Source organism: Sphingomonas adhaesiva, from assembly GCF_002374855.1.
Taxonomy (GTDB): Bacteria; Pseudomonadota; Alphaproteobacteria; order Sphingomonadales; family Sphingomonadaceae; genus Sphingomonas; species Sphingomonas adhaesiva.
On record NZ_NWVC01000001.1, the window covers coordinates 456,632 to 474,182 of the forward strand.

Consider the following 17,551-nt stretch of genomic DNA (forward strand, 5'->3'; position numbering starts at 1 on the left):
GTTTCTGCCGCACGGTGGGGAAAGAAGCCGGCCGGGATGACGACGGTCCAAAGCCGCAGACCGCCACGCTCGCAGCGCACCCGTCCGGCTCCGGGCGGCCACCGTGCGGTGCTGTCAACAGGTCGCAGCGCATGCCGCGCGGTGGATGCCGGAACAAGTCCGGCATGACGGGGCGGGCTGCCGCAAGGGTATCCAACGCGATGGCACGGCAGGGCGCGGCGGAAGCGGTCACCCCCTCCCGCGCGCGCCCATGAACCGCCTACTGGCCCCCGGCCGCTGTCCCCGCCGACAGCCCCTTCACGAACTGCGCGCCATGCTTCACCTGCGCGGTGGACGCGGCGAGCGCGCCGCCGACCGGTTCGGCACGCCCGCCCAGGCACGGCGCCAGGAAGTTTTCCGCCACCGCGTTGAACGCGATGTTGTTCACCGGCCGGGCGAAGCCATGGCCTTCGTCGGGGAACAGCACATAGGTGACCGGGATGTTCTTCGCCGCCATTGCCGCGACGATCTGGTCGCTCTCGGCGACGTTGACGCGCGGGTCGTTGGCGCCCTGTCCGATCAGCAGCGGCTTCTTGATCCGGTCCACGAACGTCAGCGGGCTGCGCTCCTTCAGCAGCGCGCGCCCTTCCTCGGTCGTCGGATCGCCCATCCGCTTGTAGAATTGCTGCTTGCCGGCTTCCCAATACGGCGGGATCGTCTTGAGCAGCGTGAACAGGTTCGACGGCCCGACGATGTCCACCCCGCACGCGAACGCATCGGGGGTGAAGGTCAGCCCGGCCAGCGTGGCATAGCCACCGTACGAACCGCCCATGATCGCCACCTTGTCCTTGGTGGTGACGCCCTGCTTCACCGCCCAGTCGACCGCGTCGATCAGGTCGTCGTGCATCTTGCGGCCCCATTGCAGGTCGCCGGCGGACACGAACTTCTTCCCGAACCCGGTCGATCCGCGATAATTGACCGACAGCACCGCATAGCCGCGGTTCGCCAGCCACTGATGATAGCCGTTATAGCCGTAGCCGTCGCGCGCCCACGGTCCGCCATGGACGAACAGCACCATCGGCACGGGTCCGGTCACCCCCTTCGGCCTGGTCAGGTACGACACCAGCGTCAGCCCGTCGCGCGCCGCGATCTCCGCCGGCTCCATCGCGACCAGCGGCGCACCGACCAGCTCCGGCCGGGTCACGTACAGCTGCGTCAGCGCCCTGGCCTTGCGGTCGTAGACATAGGTGGCGACCGGCGCGTTGACCGGGTCGAACGTCACCAGCCATTTGTCGTCCGCGTCGGTACGGCTGCCGACCGTGAACTCGCCCTTGTTCTGCGCCTTCAGGAAGGCCAGGTCCGCCTTCAACGCATCGCCCACCGGGACATATTCATTGGTCAGGTAATCGACCGAATAGGCTTCCAGCTGTCCGGTCACCGGGTTGAACAGCCCGCCGTCGACGTCCGCCTTGGCGCTTTGCCCGACGATCGCGGTCTTGCCGCTCGCCACGTCCTGCGCGATCAGCGCGGCGGTGTCGCGCCCGCGCGAATCGGTCCAGTACAGCGTCTTGCCGTCGGTGGTGAAGCCCAGCGGCGCGGTGGTCAGCGAATCCTCCAGCCCCACCTGCGCGACCGGGGTCGTCTCCACGTTCGTGCCGGTGACGCGGTAATAGTCGCTGCCGCCATCGGGCCGCGCCTTGCTGGCCAGCCGCAGCTTAAGCTGGTCGTCGGCGACGAACCCGGCATAGCCGTCGTTCTGCATCACCTTGGTCAGCTGCCCGCTGTTGAGGTTCAGTTCGTAGACGTCATGCCAGCGCGGGTCGCGGTTGTTGACGCCGATCAGGATGCGGTCCTTGATCGTCTGGCTGGCGCCGATCACCTGCACGCGGGTCTTCTCGAACGGGGTCAGCGTCTTTTGCGCGCCGGTCGCGACGTCGACGCCGTACAGCAGGAAATTCTCGTCCCCGCCCTTGTCGTTGACGTACAGGATCGAGCGCGAATCCGGCGCCCAGAAGCTCTGCCGGATCGGGCGCCCCTTCTCGGCGGTCAGCGGGCGTGCCTGGTCGGGCTTGTCGGACGGCGCGACCCAGATGTTGAGCACCCCGTCGCGCGGCGCGATGAAGGTGATCCACCTGCCGTCGGGGGACAGTTTACCCCCGGTGCGCGTCGGATTGCCGAACAGTTTCGCCCGCTCGATCAGCGGCACCGCGCCGGGCGCATCCGCCATCGCCGCCATCACCGGCTGGATCGCGAGCAGCGCCGCACCGGCGCCCAGAATCGCCTTCAACATGCCAAATATCCTCCCTGCTGTATTAGCCGAGCATGGCACGCGGCGGCGTTACCTATCAACGCTAATATCCTTGCGTTTACCCCGCCTCCCGCGACATAGGCGTGCGCGTTATGACCCATGTTTTCGACAAATCCCGTCTGCCCAGCCGTCACGTCTCGGTCGGGCCGGAGCGCGCTCCCCACCGCAGCTATTATTACGCGATGGGCCTTTCGGAGGAGGCGATCGCACGCCCGTTCGTCGCGCTCGCCTCCGCGGGCAACGACAGCGCACCGTGCAACACCACGCTGGATGCGCAGGCCGATGCCGCGCGCCGCGGGGTGGAGCAGGGCGGGGGGATGCCGCGCCGCTTCAACACCATCACCGTGACGGACGGCATCGCGATGGGCCACCAGGGGATGAAATCCTCGCTGGTCAGCCGCGAGGTGATCGCCGATTCGGTCGAACTGTCGGTGCGCGGCCATTGCTATGACGCGCTGGTCGGCTTCGCGGGATGCGACAAGTCGCTGCCGGGGATGATGATGGCGATGCTGCGCCTCAACATCCCCTCGATCTTCGTCTACGGCGGGTCGATCCTGCCCGGCCGGTTCGAGGATCGCGACGTCACCGTCGTGGACGTGTTCGAGGTGGTCGGCCGATACGCCGCCGGCAACTGCCCGATCAGCGAGGTTCACGCGCTCGAAAAGGTCGCCTGCCCGGGGCACGGCGCGTGCGGCGGGCAATATACCGCCAACACCATGGCCTGCGTGGGCGAGGCGATCGGCCTGTCGCTGCCCAACAGCAACATGGTCCCCGCGCCCTATACCACGCGCGAACAGATCGCGGTTGCCGCGGGCGCGCAGGTGATGGAGCTGCTGGCGAAGAACATCCGCCCGCGCGACATCTGCACGCGCCAGGCGTTCGAGAATGCCGCGCGGATCGTCGCGGCCACTGGCGGATCGACCAATGGCGCGCTCCACCTGCCCGCGATGGCGCATGAGGCGGGGATCGCGTTCGACCTGTTCGACGTCGCGGAAATCTTCAAGTCGACGCCGTACATCGCCGATCTGAAGCCGGGCGGTAAGTATGTCGCGAAGGACATGTACGAGGCCGGCGGCATCTACATGCTGATGAAGACATTGCTGTCCGAAGGGCTGCTGCACGGCGACTGCATCACCGTCACCGGCAAGACGCTGGCGGAGAACATCGACCAGGTGACGTGGAACCCCGATCAGAAGGTGATCTACGACGCCAAGGCGCCGATCACGCCCACCGGCGGCGTCGTCGGCCTGCGCGGCACGCTGGCGCCCGATGGCGCGATCGTGAAGATCGCCGGGATGCACCGGCTCCAGTTCGAAGGGCCGGCGCGCTGCTTCGATTGCGAGGAGGATGCCTTCGCCGCGGTCGAGGCGCGTGCGATCCGCGAGGGCGAGGTCGTCGTGATCCGCTACGAAGGGCCGAAGGGCGGGCCGGGGATGCGCGAGATGCTGTCCACCACCGCCGCGCTCTACGGGCTGGGGATGGGCGAGAAGGTCGCGCTCATCACCGACGGGCGCTTCTCGGGCGCGACGCGCGGCTTCTGCATCGGCCATGTCGGGCCGGAGGCGGCGGACGGCGGCCCGATCGCGCTGGTCGAGGACGGCGACACGATCCGCATCGACGCGGAGGCGGGGACGATCGACCTTCTGGTCGACGACGCCATACTCGCCGATCGCCGCACGCGCTGGACCGGGCGACAGAATGACTATGGCGCCGGCGCCTTGTGGCGCTATGCGCAGAATGTCGGCCCTGCCTATAAGGGGGCGGTCACCCACCCCGGCGCGGCAGCGGAGCGGCATGTTTACGCGGATATCTGATCGGTTCCTGTTCCTTGCCGCGCTGGCGTTGCTGGCGGGGTGCAAGGAACGCACCGCCGACCCCTCCGTCCTGGCGAAGGTGGAGGCCGATCAGACCAGCGCCGCCGCGGACGAGGGGCGGATCAACTGCGCGCTCGCCGGGGCTGACACGTTCCAGCGCGCGTGCCGCGTCGATCGCGGCACCGATACCGCCGGGCGGCTGGTGCTGACCGTCCATCACCCCGACGGCGGGTTCCGCCGCCTGCTGGTCACCCGCGACGGCCGCGGCGTCACCGCGGCGGACGGCGCGCAGCCCGCCAAGGTCGGGATCGTCGACGCCGGTGAGATAGAGGTGGCGATCGGCAACGACATCTATCGCCTTCCCGCCACCGTGAAGCCGTCCGCGTCCGCAACACCGTCGCCCACGCCATCGGAAACGGCGCGCCCGCAATGATCCCCATCTCCGGTATGCCGGTGCTGACCGCGGCGCAGATGCGCGCGGCGGAAGACAGCGCGATCGCCGCCGGCACCAGCGTCGGCGCGCTGATGCAGCGTGCCGGCCATGGTATCGCCGACGCCGTGCTGCGGCTCGCCGGCCCGCATGAGATCCTGATCCTGTGCGGCCCCGGCAACAACGGCGGGGACGGCTATGTCGCCGCCGCGCGCCTGCTCGCGGCCGGACGGAAGGTGCGCGTTGCCGCCGCCGCGGATCCGCGCAGCGATGCCGCCCGGGTGGCGCGCAACGGCTGGGGCGGGGCGGTCGAACCGCTCGCCACCGCGCGGGCCGCGCCGGTGGTGGTCGACGCGCTGTTCGGCACCGGCCTGTCGCGCGCGCTCGATGCGGGGGCTGCGGCGGCGCTCGCGCGGCTGGTAGCGCAGGCCACGCTATCGATCGCGGTCGACCTGCCCAGCGGCATCGCCACCGACACCGGGGCGCTGCTGGGCGATGTGCCCGCCGTCGACGTCACGCTCGCGCTCGGCGCGGTGAAGCCCGCGCATCTGCTCCAGCCGGGCGCCACGCGGTGCGGCGCGGTGCGCGTCGTGCCGATCGGCGTGGAGACCGCCTCCGCCGCGCACGTCCTCGCCGCCCCCGCGCTGGCGACGCCAGCGCCCGACAGCCACAAGTTCACGCGCGGCATGGTCGCCGTCATGAAGGGGCGGATGGCCGGCGCCTCGCATCTGGCCGCCACCGCCGCGATGCACGCCGGCGCCGGCTATGTCGCGCTGCTCGGCCCGACCATCCCCGGCGCCCCGCACGCGCTGGTCCGCCGCCGCCTCGACGACGCCGCGCTGGACGACGCGCGGATCGGCGCGGTGGTCGTCGGCCCCGGCCTCGGCCGCGATGACGAGGCGCGGGCGCTGCTGGGTCGCGCGCTCGCCACCGCGCACCCGCTGGTGATCGACGGCGACGCGCTCCATCTGGTCACGCCGCCGCAGCTTGCCGCGCGCACCGCGCCGATGATCCTGACGCCCCATGCCGGCGAGTTCGCCGCGCTGTTCGGCGCGCCCTCCGGGTCGAAGCTCGATGCTGCGCGCGCGGCGGCGCAGGCAAGCGTCGCGGTGGTCGTCTTCAAGGGCGCCGATACCGTCATCGCTGCGCCCGACGGCCGCGCCACGCTCGCCTCGGCCGGCAGTGCCTGGCTGTCGACCGCGGGGACCGGCGACGTGCTGGCGGGCGCGATCGCGGCGATGCTGGCGGGCGGGCGCGCGCCCTTCGACGCCGCCGGCGCGGGCGTCTGGCTCCATGCCGAGGCCGCGCGCCGCGCCGGCCCGGCGTTCATCGCGGACGATCTTGCCGCACATATGGCAGGGATATTCGCATGACCACGATCGTCCGCGTCGCCGCCCGCGGTGACGGCGTCGCCGACGACGGCCGCCACATCGCCTTCGCCGCACCCGGCGATACGATCGCGGCGGACGGCACCGTCCAGCCCGGGCCGCATCACAATGTCCCGCCGTGCCGCCATTTCCCCGCGTGCGGCGGCTGCCAGCTCCAGCATCTCGACGACGAAAGCTGGTCGGATTTCATCGTCGAGCGGGTCGCCTCCGCGCTCGCCGCGCAGGGCCTGTCCGCGCCGATCCGCATGCCGCAGCTGTCGCCGCCGCGCACCCGCCGCCGCGCGACGCTGCACTTCGATCCCGCCGGCCGGCTCGGCTTCGCGCAGGAAAAGAGCCACCAGCTGGTCGACGTGCAGGAATGCCACGTCCTCGCGCCCGAACTGTTCGCGCTGGTCAAACCGCTCAAGCGCCTGCTGCCGTCGTTCAAGCCGAAGCGCCGCCTCGACGTCCATCTCGCGCTCGCCGATCAGGGCGTGGACCTGCTGGTCACCGGCATCGCGCCGGAGGGGCTGGCCCATGCCGACGCCATCTCCGCCTTCGCGCAGGAACATCGCCTCGCGCGGTTCGCGTTCGACGACGGCATGGGGCCGGAAACCCGCTGGGAACCGGATGCGGTGACGATCACGCTGGGCAACGTCCCGGTCCCGCTGCCCCCCGCCGCCTTCCTCCAGGCGACGCGCGAGGGCGAGGCGGCGCTGGTCGCCGCGGTGCGCGAGGCGGTCGGCGATGCCGGAATCGTCGCTGACCTGTTCGCCGGCCTCGGCACCTTCGCGCTCGCGCTTCCCGGCCGCGTCTATGCCGCGGAGGGCGCGCGCGACGCGATCGCCGCGCTGAAGGCCGCCGCGGGCCGCGCGCAGCGGCTGGTGTTTACCGAACATCGCGACCTGTTCCGCCGCCCGCTGACCACGGCCGAGCTGGACCGCTTCGGCGCGATCGTCCTCGATCCGCCGCGCGCCGGCGCGCGCGAACAGGCGGCGCAGCTGGCCGCCTCCATCGCGCCTGCCATCGCCTATGTCTCGTGCAATCCCAGCAGCTTCGCACGCGATGCGAAGACCCTGTGCGAAGGCGGCTGGCGGCTCGACTGGGTGCAGCCTGTCGGCCAGTTCCGCTGGTCGACGCATGTCGAACTGGCCGCGCGCTTCAGTAGATAGCCTCCCCGAAGCGCCGCGCGCGTCAATAAACCGCCTCCACGAAGAACAGCCCGTCGGGTGGCGCGTTCAGCCCCAGCCGCTGGCGATCCGTCGCCGCCAGCGCATCGGCCAGGTCGTCGCGCGTCCACCGCCCCATGCCCACCATCGCCAGACAGCCGACCATCGAGCGGACCTGATGATGCAGGAACGATCGCGCCGCCGCGCGCACCGTCACCCGGTCGCCGTCGCGCGCCACGTCCAGCCGGGCCAGCGTCTTGACCGGGCTGGCCGACTGGCAATGCGCCGACCGGAACGTGGTGAAGTCATGCCGCCCGACCAGCACCTGCGCTGCATCGTCCATCGCGTCCGCATCCAGCACCTGCGGCACCTGCCACGCCAGCCCCTTTTCGAATGTCAGCGGCGCACGTCGGTTGGCGATGCGATATTCGTACGCGCGGCCCAGGCACGAAAAGCGCGCATGCCAGTCGTCGGCGACGATCTCGCACGCCAGCACCGCGACCGGGGCAGGGCGCAACCGCGCGTTCAGCGCCTCCATCAGGCGGAACGGCTCGATCGGCTTGGCGATCTCGACATGCGCGCGCATCCCCAGCGCGTGGACGCCCGCGTCGGTGCGCCCCGCCGCATGGCACGTCACCGCCTCGCCCGTAATCGTCGCCGCGGCGTCCTCGATCGCCTGCTGCACGCTCGGCCCGTGGGCCTGCCGTTGCCAGCCCATGAACGGGCGGCCGTCATATTCCACCGTCAACGCGAAGCGGGTCAAAGGCGCGTCCCCGCCGCGATCGGAAAACCGCGCAGCAATTCGTCCACCCCCATCTCGCCGCGCCCCGCGCGCTTCACCTGCACCGGACGGATCGCATCCTCGCCGCACGCGATCAGCAACCGGTCGTCCAGCACTTCGCCCGGCACGCCGCGTCCGCCCTCGATATCGGCGCGCAACACCTTGATCCGTTCCCCGCCACATTCGAAGAAGGCGCCCGGCGCGGGGTTCAGCGCATCGACCAGCCGGTCGATCTCGATCGCGGGCTGCGCAAAGTCGATCCGCGCCTCCTCCTTGGCGATCTTCGCGGCATAGGTGACGCCCTCGTCGGGCTGGGCCACCGGCGGATGGGCGTCCGGGTCGGCCAGCACCTGCACCATCAGCGCCGCGCCCATCGCCGCCAGTTCGGCGGTCAGCTCGCCCGTGGTCTTGCCGGCGCAGCGCGTCCGCCCCTCCAGCCGCACCGGCCCGGTATCCAGCCCGCGCTCCATCTGCATGATGCCAACGCCGGTTTCGGCATCGCCCGCCATGATCGCGCGCTGGATCGGCGCGGCCCCGCGCCAGCGCGGCAGCAACGATCCGTGGACGTTAAGGCACCCCAGACGCGGCGCGTCCAGCACCGCCTGCGGCAGGATCAGGCCATAGGCGGCGACCACCGCGACATCCGCCTCCAGCGCCGCGAGCGCCGCTACCGCGCCATCCTCGCGGAACGACACCGGCGTGCGCACCTCGATCCCGTGCCACTGCGCGCGCATATGCACCGCCGACGGCACCAGCTCGCGCCCGCGCCGCCCGCCCGGCCGTGGCGGCTGGCTGTACGCCGCCACCACGTCATGCCCCGCCGCGACCAGCGCATCCAGCGTCGGCACCGCGAACTCGGGCGTCCCCATGAAGATGATCCGCATGGCCCGCTCTCGACACGCTGGCGGCGCGTCGCGCAACCCCCTATCTGTTCCGGCATGGCATCTCAGGAGATCGACGCGCTCACCAGCGCGCTGGCGCGGCTTCCCGGCTTCGGCCCGCGCTCGGCGCGCCGCGCGGTGCTGCATCTGGTCAAGAAGCGCGAAGGCGCGCTCGCGCCCTTGCGCGCCGCGCTGGTCGCGGTCGAGGAACGGCTGGCGACCTGCGGCATCTGTGGCAATGTCGATACCACCGATCCGTGCGGCATCTGCACCGATCCGCGCCGCGACGACCGCGCGCTGTGCGTAGTGGAGGATGTCAGCGACCTGTGGGCGCTCGACCGCTCGCGGCTGTTCCCCGGCCGTTTCCATGTGCTCGGCGGGCGGCTGTCCGCGCTGGAGGGTATCCGGCCGGAGGATCTGGCGATCGACAGCCTGCTGGCGCGCGTCGCGGGCGGGGGCGTGGACGAAGTGGTGCTGGCGATGAACGCCACGCTGGAGGGGCAGACGACCGCCCACTACCTCGCCGAACGGCTGGAGAAATTCCCCGTCCGCCTCACCCAGCTGGCGCACGGCCTGCCGGTCGGCGGTGAGCTGGACTATCTTGACGAAGGCACGCTGGCCCAGGCGCTGCGCGCGCGCCGCCCGGTGGCGTGAACTCCCCCCGAAGCCGCCGCTCGCTTGACGCTGTCGGGTCGCGCCCCTAGCTGGCGCGCATGGCCATTCTCCCGATCGTCGAAGTCCCCGATGCGCGCCTGCGCGAAACCTGCGCCCCGGTTGCGGAGGTCACCGACGAGGTGCGCGGTATCGTCGCCGACATGTTCGACACGATGTACGCCGCGCGCGGCATCGGTCTGGCCGCGATCCAGGTCGGCATCATGCAGCGCATCGTCGTCATCGACCTTCAGGACGGCGTCGAGGAAGGCGAGGAAGCGCCGCCCGAGGCGGCACGCGATCCCCACGCCTATATCAACCCGGAAATCACCTGGGTCAGCGACGAGCTGTCGACCTATAACGAAGGCTGCTTGTCGATCCCCGAGCAATATGCCGAGGTGACGCGCCCGGCGCGCTGCCGCGTCACGTGGCTCGACACCGACGGCACCCGGCAGGAGGCCGAATATGACGGCCTGATGGCGACGTGCATGCAGCATGAGATCGACCATCTGAACGGCGTGCTGTTCATCGACCATATCTCGCGGCTGAAGCGCGGGATGCTGATGAAGAAGCTCGACAAGCTGCGCCGCGGCTGACCCCGCCGAAGCGAAAATTCCGCCCGTCCTGCCGGACCCGTTCTGGCATTCACCGACCCGCGCGGGCAACGGCCTGGTCGATGCGGCCCCGTGCCGCGGCAACGCAACACGTCGGGTCCGCCGATTAGCGGTTGCCGCCGCCGCGCCGTTCGATCTATGTTCCGCCCATGGTCGAATATCTCCTCATCGCTCTCGTCGCCGTCGCGCTGGGCCTCGCCATCGGCTGGCTGGCCGGCAAGCGTGAGGTCGCGACGCTGCGCGCCGATCGCGATGCGCAGGCCGAACAGTTCCGCCGCGCGATCACCGATCTGGCCGCGGCGGAGGAACGGGCGAAGGCCGTCGACGCACTGCGCGACGAACTGGCGCAGGCGCGCGAAGAGCGCGAGGCCGCGCGCCTCGACGTCTCCCGCCTGACCGCCGAGGGCCGCGCGGCGGAGCAGCGCATCGCCGATCTGAAGGTCGCGGCGGACGAGATGACGCTGCGCTTCAAGGAAGTGGCGCAGACCGCGCTGACCGACGCGCAGAAGGCGTTCCTCGAGCGCGCCGAGGCGCGGCTGCGCCAGTCGGAGGAGCAGGCCGGGCAGGGGCTGAAGGCGCTGCTGCAACCGGTCAACGACCGCCTGCTACGCTATGAGGAAGGCGTCGCGAAGATCGAGGCGGAGCGCCGCGACGCCTTCGGCCAGTTGCACGGCCAGATCGAGGCGATGCGCGCCGGGCAGGAGCGTGTCTCGGGGGAGGCGGCCAAGCTGGTCAACGCGCTGCGAAACGCCCCCAAGGCGCGCGGCCGCTGGGGCGAGCAGCAATTGCGCAACGTCCTCGAAAGCTGCGGCCTTACCGAACATACCGATTTCCAGATGGAAGTCAGCGTCGCGGCGGAGGACGGGGCGGGCCGGCTGCGCCCCGACGCGATCGTCCGGGTGCCCGGCGGCAAGTCGCTCATCATCGACGCCAAGGTATCGCTCAACGCCTATCAGGATGCGTTCGGCGCGGTGGATGAGGGCGAGCGCCAGCTGGGCCTCGCCGCGCACGCCGCCTCGATGCGCGCGCACGTCAACGCGCTGGGGGCCAAGGCCTATTGGACGCAGTTCGACGATGCGCCCGAATATGTGGTGATGTTCGTGCCGGGCGAACATTTCCTGTCCGCCGCGCTCGAACACGATCCGACGCTGTGGGACTTCGCCTTCGACCGCCGCGTGCTGCTGGCCACCCCCACCAACCTGATCGCGATCGCGCGTACCATTGACGCGGTGTGGCGTCAGGAGAAGCTGGCCACGCAGGCGCAGGAGATCGCCGCGCTCGGCAAGGAACTCTACGCGCGCCTTGCCGTGATGGGCGGACACGTGTCGAAACTGGGCAAGAACCTCGACACCGCGATGGGCGCCTATAACGCCTTCGTCGGCAGCCTCGAAAGCCAGGTGCTGACCAGCGCCAAGCGGTTCGAGGCGCTCAACGTCGACACCGGCAACCGTTCGATCGAGGCGCTGCCGGTCGGCGAACAGATCGCCCGCCCGCTGACGAAGCTGGCCGCGCTGGACGACGCGGCGGAATAGCGATGGCGCGGGCGTTCCAGACGCGGCTGGCACCACCCTATCTGAAGCAGGTGCGGCTGCGCGACGACGTGGCGATCGATCGGGCCCGCTACCCCTTCAACCTGCCGCTGTTTCGTGACGACGATTTCCAGCTGCGCTTCGATCGCGCGATCACGATCATCGTCGGCGAGAACGGCGTGGGCAAATCCACGCTGCTGGAGGGGATCGCCGCGATCGCCGGTTTCGACCAGGCCGGCGGCGGCCCCGGTTATCGCCCGCTCGATCATAGCGAGGCGCTGGAACATAACGGCGACCGTCTTCAGGACGTCCTGCGCGCCAGTTGGCTGCCGAAGGTCGGGCAGGGCTGGTTCTTCCGGGCGGAAAGCTTCTTCAGCGTGGCCCGCTATCTCGATCGGGCCGCGCTGGACGCCGGCGCGCTGCCCCCGGATTTCCTCTCCTATTCGCACGGCGAAGGCTTCCTGCGCTTCTTCGAGGAGCGTTGTGCAAGGCCGGGGATTTTCCTGTTCGACGAACCCGAATCCGCCCTGTCGCCCCGCCGCCAGTTCGCGTTCGTCAAGTTGCTACGCACCATCGCCGCGGCGGGGAAGGCGCAGGTCATCTTGGCGACGCATTCGCCGATCCTGATGGCCACGCCGGGCGCTGCGCTATTCTCCATGACGCGCGCCGGTATCGACCCGATCGGCCTGCACGATACGGATCACTACCGTCTCTACCGCGAGTTCATTCTCGATCCAGCGGGAACGGTCGACGCCATGTCCCACGACTGACCGGCTCAGCGATGCCGCGCCAGCACCTCATAGGCCATCACCGCGGTCGCCACCGCCGCGTTCAGGCTGTCGGCCTTGCCGCGCATCGGCAGCTTGACCAGCAGGTCGCACGCCGCCTCATATTCCTCCGGCAGCCCCTGCGCCTCGTTGCCGGTCAACAGGAAGGTGGGGGCGGCATAGGGCGCATCGCGATAGCCCTCCTCGGTCTGGAGGCTCAGCCCCACCAGCTGCCCCGGTCCCTGGCGCAGCCAGGCGATGAACTCGCCCCACGCCACGCGCACGATCGGCACCGTGAACAACGCCCCCATGCTGGCACGCACCGCCTCGGTGGAGAAGGGGTCGACGCATTCGTCCACCAGGATCAGCGCGCCCGCGCCCACCGCGTCGCCGGTGCGCAGGATCGTCCCCAGATTGCCCGGATCGCGCAGCCGCTCCGCCACCAGCCAGATCGGCGCGGCGGTGCGGTCGAGCGCGTCGAGCGTCGTCTCGAACATGTCGAACACGCCGACCACGGCCTGCGGATTGTCCTTGCCCGACAGTTTCGACAGGATGTCGGGCGTCGTCTCGATCGCCTCGCCGTAATCCGCCTCGACCGCGTCGATCAGCGCGCGCACCAGCGGGTGCCCGGCGCTGGCCGCGGCGAAGAACAGGAACCGCGGTACGCGCCCCGTCTCCAGCGCCTCGGTCAGGATGCGCAGCCCCTCGGCCAGGAACAGCCCTTCCTCGCGCCGGTGGCGCTTGTCGCGCAGCCCCTGCACGCGCTTGACCAGCGGGTTCGAATAAGCGGTGATGGTTCTGGGCATGACGGCGCGCGCACGGACGGGAAGGGGGATCAATCCTCCCCGAACTTGCCCTCCACCAGCGCGCACATCGCCGACACCGCATCCTCGGCGGCGTCGCCGTCGGCGCTGATCGTGATATGGTCGCCCTTGGCCGCGCCCAGCATCATCAGCCCCATGATCGACGTGCCGATCACTTCCGAATCGCCCTTGGCCACCTTCACCGCGGTCGGCAGGTTCGACGCCAGCGTCACGAACTTGGCGCTCGCACGCGCGTGCAGCCCGCGGCGGTTGGTGACCTCGACGGTGCGCGAGACGGTCAAGCCGCCGCCTCGCCCAGCACCTCGGACGCGACCGAGATATATTTGCGCCCCGCCTCGCGCGCGGCGGCCACCGCCGCGACGACCGTCATCGCCTTGCGCGCCGATTCGAGCCGGATCAGCATCGGCAGGTTGATCCCCGCGATCACCTCGACCCGGCCGCGCTCCATCAGCGAGATGGCCAGGTTCGACGGCGTCCCCCCGAACAGGTCGGTCAGCACGATCACGCCGCGCCCGTCGTCCACCTCCGCGATCGCCCCGGCGATGTCGGCGCGGCGCGCCTCCATGTCGTCGTCGGGGCCGATGGCGACGGTGCGGACCTGCTTCTGCGGGCCGACGACATGTTCCATCGCCGTCACGAATTCATCCGCGAGCCGGCCGTGGGTGACGAGTACCAGGCCGATCATGGGGCCGATCATTGCTTTCGACATTCCGTTCATTGACCCGGCGTCCGTTCCCCAGGCGCATCCTGCGGCGCGGCCCCCAGATCGCGATGCCGGATGGTGGGCGAAAAACCGCCGTCGCGCAACCGCCCAGCCACGCGCTCGGCGACATGGACCGACCGGTGCTTGCCGCCCGTGCACCCGAAGGCGACGGTGACATAGGGTTTTCCCTCCGCATGATAACGCGGCAGCAACAGCAGCAGCAGTTCTTCGATCCGCCCGACCGCCTCGTCATAGGCGGGGTCCGCCGCGATATAGGCGCCGACGCGCGCGTCGCGGCCCGTCAGCGGGCGCAGCGCCGGGTCCCAGTGCGGATTGCGCAGGAAGCGCATGTCGAACACCAGGTCGGCGCCGGTCGGTACCCCACGCGAAAAGCCGAACGATTCGACCGTCAGCGTCGTTTCGCCCTGCGCCTCGCGCACGAACGCCTCGCGGATCTGCTGCGCCAGCGCGTTGGGGCGCATCCGCGTCGTGTCGATCAGCCGGTCGGCCGCGGCGCGCAGCGGCGCCAGCAGCGTGCGTTCCTGCGCGATCCCCTCCGCCGCCGGGCGATCGGTGGCCAGCGGGTGGCGCCGCCGCGTCTCGACATAGCGGCGCGCCAGTTCGCTGCCCGAACAGTCGAGGAACAGGATCTCCGCCGATACGCCCGCGCGGGCGCGAAGATGCTCGACATGGCGGATCACCGTCTCCGGATCGAAATCGCGCGTGCCCGTGCCCAGCCCGACCGCGATCGGCCGTTCCGGCTCGCTGCCCCCGCCGGTCGGCGCGATCACCACGCGCCCCAGCAGCGACAGGGGGATGTTGTCGACCGTCTCCCAGCCCAGATCCTCCAGCGTCTTCAGGACGTTGGTCTTGCCCGCGCCCGCCATGCCGGTGACGATCAGCACCTCGGTCATCGCGCCGCCTCCACCGCGCGCGCCAGCGCCCATTCGACCTTGATCGGCGCGCTGGGCCAGCGCGGGTCGATCACCACCTCGGGCAGGGTGACGCCGGCGATCTCGATCATCCGCGGGTCGGGCATCCGTTCGTCCTCATCGCCGAGCGTCACCGCCATGACGACCGGCGCGACGATTCGATAGGGCCAATCGACGATTCCGATCCCGCGCACCTCCATCCGCCCCGCGATCGTTGCCGGCGCAGCGGCGCTCAGCACACCATCGCCGGCGGTCAGCACGGTGTAATCGTCGGACACCAGCTCCGCACCGCGGTCGATCAGCCGCAGCGCCAGGTCGGACTTGCCCGCGCCCGATCGCCCGGTGATCATCACCCCCCATCCGCCGATCGCGACGGTGGTGGCGTGCAGCGTCAGCGTGTCGGTCATGCCGCCACCTCCGGCACCAGCGGCAGGCGCACGACGAAACGCGCGCCGCTCGCCCGGTCCTCGCGCTGTTCGACGGTGATCTCGCCTTGATGGCCGTCGACGATCGTCCGCGCGATCGCCAGCCCCAGCCCGGAATGTTCGCCGAACCCCTCGCTCGACGGGCGCACGGAATGGAAGCGGCGGAAAATCGCCTCGCGCGCTTCCTCCGGCACGCCCGGCCCTTCGTCCTCGACGCGGATTTCCAGCATCGCCTGGTCGCGCCGCGCGGCGATGCTGACCAGTCCGCCGTCGGGGGAAAAGGAGATGGCATTGTCCAGCAGATTGGCGAATACCCGTTCCAGACGCGCGCCTTCGCCCTGCACGATCAGCGGCGCCGGATCGGGTCGGTCGAAGCGCAGCCGCACGTCGCGCGCCACGCCCCGATGCAGCCGGTCGTCGACCATCGCGCCGATCATCGCGGCGATATCCACCGGCTCGAACGTCGCCCGGCTCAATTGCGCATCGAGCCGCGAGGCGTCTGAAATGTCGCTGATCAGCCGGTCGAGCCGATGGACGTCGTCCTTGACGATCGCCATCAGGCGCGCCTGCAACACCGGGTCGTGGACCCGTTCCAGCCCGTCCACTGCGGACCGCAGCGAGGCGAGGGGGTTCTTCAACTCGTGCGTCACGTCCGCGGCGAACGCCTCGGTCGCGTCGATCCGCGCGCGAAGCGCCAGGCTCATGTCCGACAGCGCGCGCGCCAGCATCCCGATCTCGTCGCGGCGATCGGGCAGCCGCGGCACCACCACCTCGCGCGCGCGGCCCAGCCGCACGCGCACCGCGGCGCGCGCCAGCCGGCGCAGCGGGTTGACGATCGTGCGCGCCAGGAACAGCGACAGCCCGATCGAAATGACGGCCGCCACCATCAGCACCACGCTCAGCCGGAACCGTTCCAGCCGCACCCGCTCGGTCACGTCGCGCGCATTGACGCTGCTCATCAGCGCGCGACCGCCCGGCAGGGGCGCGGCGGCGGTGATGACCGGGGTACGATCCGGCGCGCGCCAGATCGTGACGGAAAACGGCTTGCCCGCCTGCACCGCGGCGACATCGCTCCATTCGCGCCCGTTGCGCCGCTCGCGATAGCCCGGTGCCAGCGGCGCGCGCACGATCCGGTCGATGCCCGCGTCCAGCCAGCGCGCGCTGCGCTTGGCCAGCCCGTCATGGTCGGGGTCTTCCAGCCGGAAATTGGCGACGCCCAGCTGCCGGCTGTCGGCGATCGTCGCGCCGTTCGCGTCATACAGGCGCAGCCGCGCACCGGTGTCGCGCGCCAGCCGCGCCAGCAACGGGTCGCGCTCCGCCGGGCCGACCGCGGACAGCGCCTCGGCCATCAACCGCGCCTCGCGCGCGGCCTGCACGACGCGCCCGTCCAGGATGCGCGTGCGGAACGAATCGAGGTAGAAGAACCCTCCGGCCAGCAGCAGCAGCGCGAAGATGTTGACCGCCAGGATCCGCGGGGTCAGCGATACCCGCCCCGTCCACGCCACCGCCTGCTCGGCGGCCTCACTCCTCTGAGAAACGATAGCCGGCGCCATACAGCGTCTCGATCGAATCGAACTGCGGGTCCACCTCGCGGAATTTCCGCCGGACGCGCTTGATGTGCGAATCGATCGTGCGGTCGTCGACGTAGATGTCGTCCTGGTAGGCCGCGTCCATCAACTGGTTGCGCGTCTTCACGATGCCGGGGCGCTGCGCCAGCGTCTCCAGGATCAGGAATTCGGTGACGGTCAGCGTCACCGCCTCGCCCGCCCAGGTGACGCGGTGCCGCGCCGGGTCCATCATCAGCCGCCCGCGCTCGATCGGCCCCTGCGCCTCGCCCTCCGCGCCGTCGCTGGTGGGCGCGGCCTCGGTGCGGCGCAGGATGGCGCGGATGCGCGCGATCAGCAGCCGCGGGCTGAACGGCTTGGCGATGTAATCGTCCGCGCCCATCGCCAGCCCCAGCGCCTCGTCCAGCTCGTCGTCCTTGCTGGTCAGGAAGATCACCGGGATCTGGCTCTTCTCGCGCAGCCGGCGCAGCAGCTCCAGCCCATCCATCTTCGGCATCTTGATGTCGAAGATCGCCAGGTCCGCGGGATTGTCGGTCAGCGCCTTCAGCGCGGTCTCGCCGTCCGAATAGACGCGCGTCAGGAACCCTTCGGCCTGCAGCTGGATCGACACCGAGGTCAGGATGTTGCGGTCGTCGTCGACCAGCGCGATCGTCGCGGTCATCGCGTGGGCCGGGGGAGGGTCCGGGTCATGCCCGCGGCGTAGATCAAAGCGGCGCGCGCCTCAATGCCCGCGCGTGCGCCGACCTGTCCCGCCATGATCCGCGGGCCGTTTGTTTAACATGTTTGACGCGGTCGGCGCGTACCGGTATCCG

The 17,551-nt window shown here is 70.3% G+C and carries 18 protein-coding genes; 8 read left to right on the forward strand and 10 right to left on the reverse strand.

Annotated elements, in window-relative coordinates; all coding sequences use genetic code 11:
* Window positions 1-259: 259 nt before the first annotated feature.
* Window positions 260-2,269, reverse strand: coding sequence for a S9 family peptidase (locus COA07_RS02310; protein ID WP_066711701.1), 2,010 nt, complete (start codon window positions 2,267-2,269; stop codon window positions 260-262).
* 110 nt (window positions 2,270-2,379) lie between these two features.
* Here COA07_RS02310 and ilvD point away from each other — a divergent pair, with 110 nt between their 5' ends.
* Genes ilvD through COA07_RS02330 form a run of 4 tightly spaced genes read left to right on the forward strand, consistent with a single transcriptional unit; the run spans window position 2,380 to window position 7,070 of the window.
* Window positions 2,380-4,101, forward strand: coding sequence for a dihydroxy-acid dehydratase (gene ilvD / locus COA07_RS02315; protein WP_066711702.1), 1,722 nt, complete (start codon window positions 2,380-2,382; stop codon window positions 4,099-4,101).
* A complete protein-coding gene (locus tag COA07_RS02320) occupies window positions 4,082-4,534 on the forward strand; it encodes a hypothetical protein (RefSeq protein WP_066711703.1) in 453 nt (150 codons plus the stop codon). Before ilvD ends, COA07_RS02320 begins: the two co-directional genes overlap by 20 nt.
* Window positions 4,531-5,904 carry an NAD(P)H-hydrate dehydratase gene (locus tag COA07_RS02325; RefSeq protein WP_096640398.1) on the forward strand — a complete coding sequence of 458 codons (1,374 nt, stop codon included), beginning with the start codon at window positions 4,531-4,533 and terminating at the stop codon, window positions 5,902-5,904. Before COA07_RS02320 ends, COA07_RS02325 begins: the two co-directional genes overlap by 4 nt.
* The gene (locus tag COA07_RS02330; RefSeq protein WP_066710131.1) at window positions 5,901-7,070 is read left to right on the forward strand and encodes a class I SAM-dependent RNA methyltransferase; all 1,170 of its coding nucleotides are present in this window, start codon (window positions 5,901-5,903) and stop codon (window positions 7,068-7,070) included. The genes COA07_RS02325 and COA07_RS02330 overlap by 4 nt, the downstream gene beginning before the upstream one ends.
* A 22-nt stretch (window positions 7,071-7,092) precedes the next feature.
* On the opposite strand, the gene truA is transcribed toward COA07_RS02330, so the two are convergent.
* Together truA and fmt are read right to left on the reverse strand one after the other, a co-directional pair.
* The gene (gene truA / locus COA07_RS02335; RefSeq protein ID WP_066710133.1) at window positions 7,093-7,830 is read right to left on the reverse strand and encodes a tRNA pseudouridine(38-40) synthase TruA; all 738 of its coding nucleotides are present in this window, start codon (window positions 7,828-7,830) and stop codon (window positions 7,093-7,095) included.
* Complete coding sequence (gene fmt / locus COA07_RS02340) at window positions 7,827-8,732, reverse strand: methionyl-tRNA formyltransferase (RefSeq protein WP_066710136.1); 906 nt, start codon at window positions 8,730-8,732, stop codon at window positions 7,827-7,829. The genes truA and fmt overlap by 4 nt, the downstream gene beginning before the upstream one ends.
* Window positions 8,733-8,786: 54 nt before the next feature.
* Here fmt and recR point away from each other — a divergent pair, with 54 nt between their 5' ends.
* The 4 genes from recR (at window position 8,787) to COA07_RS02360 (ending at window position 12,293) form a co-directional block, all read left to right on the forward strand.
* The gene (gene recR / locus COA07_RS02345; protein ID WP_066710142.1) at window positions 8,787-9,383 is read left to right on the forward strand and encodes a recombination mediator RecR; all 597 of its coding nucleotides are present in this window, start codon (window positions 8,787-8,789) and stop codon (window positions 9,381-9,383) included.
* 59 nt (window positions 9,384-9,442) lie between these two features.
* The gene (gene def / locus COA07_RS02350; protein ID WP_066710143.1) at window positions 9,443-9,976 is read left to right on the forward strand and encodes a peptide deformylase; all 534 of its coding nucleotides are present in this window, start codon (window positions 9,443-9,445) and stop codon (window positions 9,974-9,976) included.
* Window positions 9,977-10,143: 167 nt separating this feature from the next.
* The gene (locus COA07_RS02355) at window positions 10,144-11,526 is read left to right on the forward strand and encodes a DNA recombination protein RmuC (protein WP_066710144.1); all 1,383 of its coding nucleotides are present in this window, start codon (window positions 10,144-10,146) and stop codon (window positions 11,524-11,526) included.
* A 50-nt stretch (window positions 11,527-11,576) separates the two neighbouring features.
* Window positions 11,577-12,293: an AAA family ATPase gene (locus COA07_RS02360; protein WP_245841955.1), complete on the forward strand. Its 717-nt coding sequence runs from the start codon at window positions 11,577-11,579 to the stop codon at window positions 12,291-12,293.
* A 5-nt stretch (window positions 12,294-12,298) separates the two neighbouring features.
* On the opposite strand, the gene COA07_RS02365 is transcribed toward COA07_RS02360, so the two are convergent.
* The 7 genes from COA07_RS02365 to COA07_RS02395 are packed head-to-tail and all read right to left on the reverse strand — an operon-like array spanning window position 12,299 to window position 17,400.
* A complete protein-coding gene (locus COA07_RS02365; protein ID WP_066710148.1) occupies window positions 12,299-13,096 on the reverse strand; it encodes a TrmH family RNA methyltransferase in 798 nt (265 codons plus the stop codon).
* A gap of 29 nt (window positions 13,097-13,125) precedes the next feature.
* Window positions 13,126-13,395, reverse strand: coding sequence for an HPr family phosphocarrier protein (locus COA07_RS02370; protein ID WP_066710150.1), 270 nt, complete (start codon window positions 13,393-13,395; stop codon window positions 13,126-13,128).
* Window positions 13,392-13,799, reverse strand: coding sequence for a PTS sugar transporter subunit IIA (locus COA07_RS02375; protein WP_066488783.1), 408 nt, complete (start codon window positions 13,797-13,799; stop codon window positions 13,392-13,394). Before COA07_RS02375 ends, COA07_RS02370 begins: the two co-directional genes overlap by 4 nt.
* A gap of 29 nt (window positions 13,800-13,828) precedes the next feature.
* Window positions 13,829-14,731, reverse strand: coding sequence for an RNase adapter RapZ (gene rapZ / locus COA07_RS02380; RefSeq protein WP_066710160.1), 903 nt, complete (start codon window positions 14,729-14,731; stop codon window positions 13,829-13,831).
* Entirely contained in the window at window positions 14,728-15,156 is a 429-nt protein-coding gene (locus COA07_RS02385) for an HPr kinase/phosphorylase (protein WP_066710152.1), read from the reverse strand. Before COA07_RS02385 ends, rapZ begins: the two co-directional genes overlap by 4 nt.
* Window positions 15,153-16,727 (reverse strand): stimulus-sensing domain-containing protein, encoded by a 1,575-nt coding sequence (locus COA07_RS02390; RefSeq protein ID WP_066710154.1) that lies wholly within the window; start codon window positions 16,725-16,727, stop codon window positions 15,153-15,155. The genes COA07_RS02385 and COA07_RS02390 overlap by 4 nt, the downstream gene beginning before the upstream one ends.
* Window positions 16,696-17,400 (reverse strand): response regulator transcription factor, encoded by a 705-nt coding sequence (locus COA07_RS02395; protein ID WP_066710156.1) that lies wholly within the window; start codon window positions 17,398-17,400, stop codon window positions 16,696-16,698. The genes COA07_RS02390 and COA07_RS02395 overlap by 32 nt, the downstream gene beginning before the upstream one ends.
* Between the last annotated feature and the right edge of the window lie 151 nt (window positions 17,401-17,551).

What these genes read in the sequence shown, in the direction of transcription:
- COA07_RS02310 (WP_066711701.1), bottom strand. Translation starts at nt 2,269, where the DNA reads ATGTTGAAGGCGATTCTGGGCGCCGGTGCGGCGCTGCTCGCGATCCAG.
- ilvD (WP_066711702.1), top strand. Translation starts at nt 2,380, where the DNA reads ATGACCCATGTTTTCGACAAATCCCGTCTGCCCAGCCGTCACGTCTCG.
- COA07_RS02320 (WP_066711703.1), top strand. Translation starts at nt 4,082, where the DNA reads ATGTTTACGCGGATATCTGATCGGTTCCTGTTCCTTGCCGCGCTGGCG.
- COA07_RS02325 (WP_096640398.1), top strand. Translation starts at nt 4,531, where the DNA reads ATGATCCCCATCTCCGGTATGCCGGTGCTGACCGCGGCGCAGATGCGC.
- COA07_RS02330 (WP_066710131.1), top strand. Translation starts at nt 5,901, where the DNA reads ATGACCACGATCGTCCGCGTCGCCGCCCGCGGTGACGGCGTCGCCGAC.
- fmt (WP_066710136.1), bottom strand. Translation starts at nt 8,732, where the DNA reads ATGCGGATCATCTTCATGGGGACGCCCGAGTTCGCGGTGCCGACGCTG.
- recR (WP_066710142.1), top strand. Translation starts at nt 8,787, where the DNA reads ATGGCATCTCAGGAGATCGACGCGCTCACCAGCGCGCTGGCGCGGCTT.
- def (WP_066710143.1), top strand. Translation starts at nt 9,443, where the DNA reads ATGGCCATTCTCCCGATCGTCGAAGTCCCCGATGCGCGCCTGCGCGAA.
- COA07_RS02355 (WP_066710144.1), top strand. Translation starts at nt 10,144, where the DNA reads ATGGTCGAATATCTCCTCATCGCTCTCGTCGCCGTCGCGCTGGGCCTC.
- COA07_RS02365 (WP_066710148.1), bottom strand. Translation starts at nt 13,096, where the DNA reads ATGCCCAGAACCATCACCGCTTATTCGAACCCGCTGGTCAAGCGCGTG.
- COA07_RS02375 (WP_066488783.1), bottom strand. Translation starts at nt 13,799, where the DNA reads ATGATCGGCCTGGTACTCGTCACCCACGGCCGGCTCGCGGATGAATTC.
- rapZ (WP_066710160.1), bottom strand. Translation starts at nt 14,731, where the DNA reads ATGACCGAGGTGCTGATCGTCACCGGCATGGCGGGCGCGGGCAAGACC.
- COA07_RS02385 (WP_066710152.1), bottom strand. Translation starts at nt 15,156, where the DNA reads ATGACCGACACGCTGACGCTGCACGCCACCACCGTCGCGATCGGCGGA.
- COA07_RS02390 (WP_066710154.1), bottom strand. Translation starts at nt 16,727, where the DNA reads ATGGCGCCGGCTATCGTTTCTCAGAGGAGTGAGGCCGCCGAGCAGGCG.
- COA07_RS02395 (WP_066710156.1), bottom strand. Translation starts at nt 17,400, where the DNA reads ATGACCGCGACGATCGCGCTGGTCGACGACGACCGCAACATCCTGACC.